This window comes from Streptomyces prasinopilosus (assembly GCF_001419695.1).
GTDB classification, from domain to species: Bacteria; Actinomycetota; Actinomycetes; order Streptomycetales; family Streptomycetaceae; genus Streptomyces; species Streptomyces prasinopilosus.
Genome location: NZ_LIRG01000060.1, coordinates 1 through 5043 on the forward strand (window position 1 = coordinate 1; position 5043 = coordinate 5043).

Below are 5043 nucleotides of genomic sequence, written 5' to 3' on the forward strand. Positions count from 1 at the left end.
CGCCCGCACCCTCCCCGCATGCGGCAGGATGACGGAGTGACCGACCCAGACGCCGTTCCCCCCGACCCCGCCTCGATGCGCAAGCACTACCGGGCCGAGGGGCTCTCCGAGACCGACCTGGCCGCCACTCCCCTCGAACAGTTCGCCCGCTGGTTCGGGCAGGCGGCGACGGAGGGCGGCCTCTTCGAGCCGAACGCGATGATCGTGTCCACGGCGGACGCCGAGGGGCGGCCCAGCTCCCGCACGGTGCTGCTGAAGCACTTCGACGAGCGGGGGTTCGTGTTCTACACGAACTACGACTCCCGCAAGGGACGCGAGCTGACCGTGAATCCGTACGTCTCGCTGCTGTTCCCGTGGCATCCGATGGCCCGGCAGGTCATCGTCACCGGGGTCGCGCGGCGCACCGGCCGGGACGAGACGGCCGCCTACTTCCGCACCCGGCCGCACGGCTCGCAGCTGGGCGCGTGGGCCAGCGGCCAGTCGTCGGTGCTGGCGGACCGCGCGGACCTGGACGCGGCGTACGCGGAGCTGGCGGCCCGGTACCCGGAGGGCGAACAGGTGCCGGTCCCGCCGCACTGGGGCGGCTTCCGGGTGGCCCCGCGGGCGGTGGAGTTCTGGCAGGGCCGCGAGAACCGCCTGCACGACCGCCTGCGGTACGCGGCCCGGCCGGAGGGCGGCTGGCGGGTGGAGCGGCTCAGTCCGTGATCCCCCGGTCCAGCACCCCGTCCAGCAGGGCCGCCCACTGCCGCACCACCCGTTCACGGCGGGCCGCGTCGTCGGTGAGGAGGGTGGCGAGGCCCAGGCCGCGGGCCAGGTCGAGGAGGCCCTGGACGGTCTCGCGGACGCCGGGGCGGGTCTCGTCGGCGGCGAGGAGCTCCACGGCGACGCGGTGGCTCTCGCGGCCTATGCGGGACTCCAGCTCGGTCACGCGGGGCCGCAGCTGCTCCTCGTTGGAGGCGGCGACCCACAGGTGGAGGGCGGCACGGAACAGGGGCCCGGTGTAGAGGTCGACCAGGGCGGCGACCACCGCGCGGCGGTCGCCCGCGGTGGTGCCGTCGGGGAACAGGTCGCGCAGGGCGGTGGAGCGTTCCTCGGCCACGTACTCCACGGCGGCCGTGAAGAGGTCCTCGCGGGTCGGGAAGTGGTGCTGGGCCGCCCCCCGGGAGACGCCCGCGCGTTCGGCGACGACGAGGACCGTGGAGCCCGCCCAGCCGTGTTCGGCGAGGCAGGCCACGGCGGCCTCCAGGAGCCGCTGCCGGGTGGCCCGGCTGCGGTCCTGCTTGGGGACGCGTTCGGCCCGGTCCGCCCGGTGCCCGCGGTCGTCACGGTCGCCGCGGGCGCCGCGGTCGGTCGTGCTCACACCACCCATTCCGGATCCCGTCGTTCGAGGAAGGCCGTCATCCCCTCGCGCGCGGTGGCGGAGGAGAAGAGGCGGGCCGAGAGCGCGGTCAGGCCGGCCGCGTCCCGGTCGAAGGTCTCCAGCACCCTAGCCGTGAGCAGCCGTTTCGTCTCGGCCAGGGCCTCGGGGGCGGATCGGCGCAGACCGTCGAGGATCGGGGCGAGCACCTCGTCCACGTCCTCGCCCGCCGCCGTGATCAGACCGGTGCGGGCCGCCTCGGCGGTGTCGAGGCGTTCCCCGGTGAGGAAGTAGCGGGCGAGGGCGCGCGGGTCGGCGCGGGGCAGCAGCGGCAGGGAGATGACGGCGGGGGCGACCCCGATGCGGACCTCGGTGAAGGCGAACGTCGCTGCGTGGGAGGCGACGGCGATGTCGCAGGCGCCGAGCAGTCCGAGCCCGCCCGCGCGGACGTGCCCGGTGACCCGCGCGACGACGGGTAGGGGCAGCTCGACGAGCTGCCGCAGCAGGCCCACCAGCGCCTCGGGGGCGGGCGGGTCGCGCAGGTCGGCGCCCGCGCTGAAGGTGTTGCCGGTGTGGGTGAGGACCACGGCGCGCACGCCGGTGTCCCGGCCGGCGTCGGTGAGCGCGCCGGCCAGTTCGCCGACGAGGGCGGCGGACAGGGCGTTGCGGTGCTCCGGGGCGTCGAGGGAGAGCGTTTCGACGCCCCGGACACGGGTGCGGCCGATCAGGGTCACGAGGGCTCCTCGTGCCGTGCCGTGCGGAGTTCACGGCGCAGGATCTTCCCGGAGGCGGCGCGCGGGACGCCGTCGGTGAAGGTGACGTGCCGGACCCGCTTGTACGGGGCGACGCGCTCGGCGACGTACAGCATGACCTCGCCGTCGGTGAGCTCCGGCGCGGTCGGCCGGCGGACGACGAAGGCGTGCGGGACCTCGTTGCCGTCCTCGTCGTAGACGCCGATGACGGCCGCGTCGGCGATGCCGGGGTGGGTGAGGAGCAGTGCCTCGAGTTCGGCGGGGGCGACCTGGAAGCCCTTGTACTTGATGAGTTCCTTCACCCGGTCGACGACGAAGAGCCAGCCCTCCTCGTCCACGTGCCCGACGTCCCCGGTGTGCAGCCAGCCGTCCTCGTCGATCATCGCGGCGGTGGCGTCGGGCCGCCCGAGGTAGCCCTTCATCACCTGGGGGCCGCGGATGAGGATCTCGCCGGACTCGCCGGGCCCGAGGTCCCGGCCGGGGTCGTCGAGGGAGACGATGCGCATCTCGGTGCCGGCGATCAGCTTGCCGACGGTGCCGGGCGGCGCCCCGTCCATGGCGTCCAGGGGGACGACGTGGGTGCCCGGCGACAGTTCCGTCATGCCGTACGCCTGCCCGACGGGCGGCAGTCCGAGCCGTTGCGCGCAGGCGGCGGCGAGGCGCGCGTCCAGGGGCGCGGCGGCGCTGATGACGTGCTGCAGCGAGGACAGGTCGTACTCGGCGATCAGGGGGTGCTTGGCGAGGGCCAGCACGATCGGCGGTGCCACGTACAGGCCGGTGATGCGGTGGTTCTGGATGGCCGCGAGGAAGGTCTCCAGGTCGAAGCGGGGGAGGACGACGACGGTGGCGCCCTGCCGCAGGGGGGCGTTCATCAGGGCGGTCAGGCCGTAGATGTGGAAGAACGGGAGCACGGCGAGGATGCGGTCGCCGGGGCCCGCCGTGACGGACGGCTGGAGCTGGGCGAGGTTGGTGGCGATCTGCCGGTGGGTGAGCATGACGCCCTTGGGGACGCCGGTGGTGCCGGAGGAGTACGGCAGTGCGGCCACGTCCTCGGCCGGGTCGATGTCCACGGCCGGCTCGGGGGCCGTGGAGGCCAGCATGTCGATCAGGGAACGGTGACCCGGCGCGCTGTCGCAGACGAAGACCTCCTCGACGCCCCCCGCGAGTCCGGCGGCCCTGCGCGCGGTCTCCAGCAGCGGGGAGACGGTGACGATCCAGCGGGCCGCGCAGTCCTTCAGCTGCTTGGCGAACTCCTCGGCGGTGGCCAGGGGGTGGACGGTGGTGACGGAGGCGCCCGCGCGGGTGGCCGCGTAGAAGGCGAGCGGGAAGGCGATGGTGTTGGGGCTGTGCAGGGCGAGTACGTCGCCCTTGCGCACGCCCGCCCCGGCCAGTCCGGCGGCGACCCGCCGGTGGAAGCGGTCGACCTGTTCGTAGGTGAGGGTGGTGCCGTCGGTGCCGTCGATCAGTGCCGGAATGCTCCCGAACTCGGCGGCCCGGGCGAGCACCGCGTCGTGGATGGGGAGGTCGACCGGGGTGACGTCTGCGTACTCGCTTCGGAACATGGTTCCTCCAAGACGGCCGGGAAGGCGGCTGGGCCGGGGGCGTCCGGCACCCCTCAGTACGACTTGGGCAGGCCCAGGGTCTGGTGGGAGACGTAGTTGAGGATCATCTCCCGGCTCACCGGCGCGATGCGGGACACGCGCGCGGCCGTGATCAGGGAGGCGAGCCCGTACTCGCGGGTGAGTCCGTTCCCGCCGAGGGTGTGCACGGCCTGGTCGACGGCCTTCACGCAGGCCTCCCCGGCCGCGTACTTGGCCATGTTGGCGGCCTCGCCGGCGCCGATGTCGTCCCCGGCGTCGCACAGGTGGGCGGCCTTCTGCATCATCAGGCGGGCCGTCTCCAGTTCGATGTGCGCCTGGGCGAGGGGGTGGGCGATGGCCTGGTGGGCGCCGATGGGGACCTTCCAGACGGTGCGTTCCCTGGCGTACTCGACGGCCCGGGCGAGGGCGTAGCGGCCCATGCCGATGGCGAAGGCGGCGCCCATGATCCGCTCGGGGTTGAGGCCGGCGAACAGCTGCAGCAGCCCCGCGTCCTCCTCGCCGACCAGCGCTCCGGCGGGCAGCCGCACGTCGTCGAGGACCAGCTCGAACTGCCGCTCCGAGGCGTTGAGTTCCATGTCGATGGCGTGCCGCTGGAAGCCCTCGGTGTCGCGCGGGACGATGAACAGGCAGGGCTTGAGGTTCCCGGTGCGGCCCCCTCCGGCGGACACGGTCTCGGTGCGGCCGACGACGAGCGTGGCGTCGGCGGTGTCCACGCCGGAGACGAACACCTTGCGGCCGGTGAGCAGCCAGTCGCCGGTGCCGGGGTCGCGCCGGGCGGTGGTGGTGATGCGGTGGGAGTTGGAGCCGGCGTCGGGTTCGGTGATGCCGAAGGCCATGGTGCGGGTGCCGTCGGCGAGGGCGGGCAGCCATTCCCGCTTCTGCTCCCCGGTGCCGAAGCGGGCGATGACGGTGCCGCAGATCGCCGGGGAGACGACCAGCATGAGCAGGGGGCAGCCGGCCGCGCCCAGTTCCTCCAGCACGATGGAGAGTTCGGCGATGCCGCCGCCGCCTCCGCCGTACTCCTCCGGGAGGTTGACGCCGAGGTAGCCGAGTTCGGCGGCCTCCGCCCAGAGTTCCCGGGGGTGCCGGCCGGAGGAGACGGCGTTGGTGAGGTAGTCGCGGCCGTACTTCGCGCCGAGGGCGGCGACGGCGGCGCGCAGGGCCTTGTGTTCTTCGGATTCGATGACGGGCACGAGCGCTCCTAGGGGGAAGGGCTTCAGGTCGTCGGGAGGGTGCGGGGCGTGGGCGGCCGGTCGTGCCCGTGCGGCGGCCGCGCATCGGGCACGGCCCCGCGCCCCCGGGGGGTGTCCTTCTGGCGGTCGTGGAGGAGGAC

5 protein-coding genes are annotated in these 5043 nt (G+C 74.0%); 1 reads left to right on the forward strand and 4 read right to left on the reverse strand.

Translation table 11 applies throughout. The annotated features are described in order from the left end of the window. Positions 1 to 18: 18 nt before the first annotated feature. Entirely contained in the window at positions 19 to 705 is a 687-nt protein-coding gene (gene pdxH, locus AOK18_RS03660; protein ID WP_099048826.1) for a pyridoxamine 5'-phosphate oxidase, read from the forward strand. On the opposite strand, the gene AOK18_RS03665 is transcribed toward pdxH, so the two are convergent. From AOK18_RS03665 to AOK18_RS03680, 4 genes are read right to left on the reverse strand one after another with little or no spacing between them, the layout of a single operon-like run. Continuing rightward, a complete protein-coding gene (locus AOK18_RS03665) occupies positions 695 to 1369 on the reverse strand; it encodes a TetR/AcrR family transcriptional regulator (protein ID WP_240503038.1) in 675 nt (224 codons plus the stop codon). The genes pdxH and AOK18_RS03665 overlap by 11 nt on opposite strands. Continuing rightward, positions 1357 to 2091 carry an enoyl-CoA hydratase family protein gene (locus AOK18_RS03670; protein WP_055693312.1) on the reverse strand — a complete coding sequence of 245 codons (735 nt, stop codon included), beginning with the start codon at positions 2089 to 2091 and terminating at the stop codon, positions 1357 to 1359. The genes AOK18_RS03665 and AOK18_RS03670 overlap by 13 nt, the downstream gene beginning before the upstream one ends. Further along, a complete protein-coding gene (locus tag AOK18_RS03675) occupies positions 2088 to 3671 on the reverse strand; it encodes a 4-coumarate--CoA ligase family protein (protein WP_055575120.1) in 1584 nt (527 codons plus the stop codon). The genes AOK18_RS03670 and AOK18_RS03675 overlap by 4 nt, the downstream gene beginning before the upstream one ends. Before the next feature lie 53 nt (positions 3672 to 3724). Continuing rightward, a complete protein-coding gene (locus AOK18_RS03680) occupies positions 3725 to 4903 on the reverse strand; it encodes an acyl-CoA dehydrogenase family protein (protein ID WP_055693313.1) in 1179 nt (392 codons plus the stop codon). Positions 4904 to 5043 lie beyond the last annotated feature (140 nt).

Coding starts and splice junctions, on each gene's coding strand:
- pdxH (WP_099048826.1), top strand. CDS start 19: ATGCGGCAGGATGACGGAGTGACCGACCCAGACGCCGTTCCCCCCGAC.
- AOK18_RS03665 (WP_240503038.1), bottom strand. CDS start 1,369: ATGGGTGGTGTGAGCACGACCGACCGCGGCGCCCGCGGCGACCGTGAC.
- AOK18_RS03675 (WP_055575120.1), bottom strand. CDS start 3,671: ATGTTCCGAAGCGAGTACGCAGACGTCACCCCGGTCGACCTCCCCATC.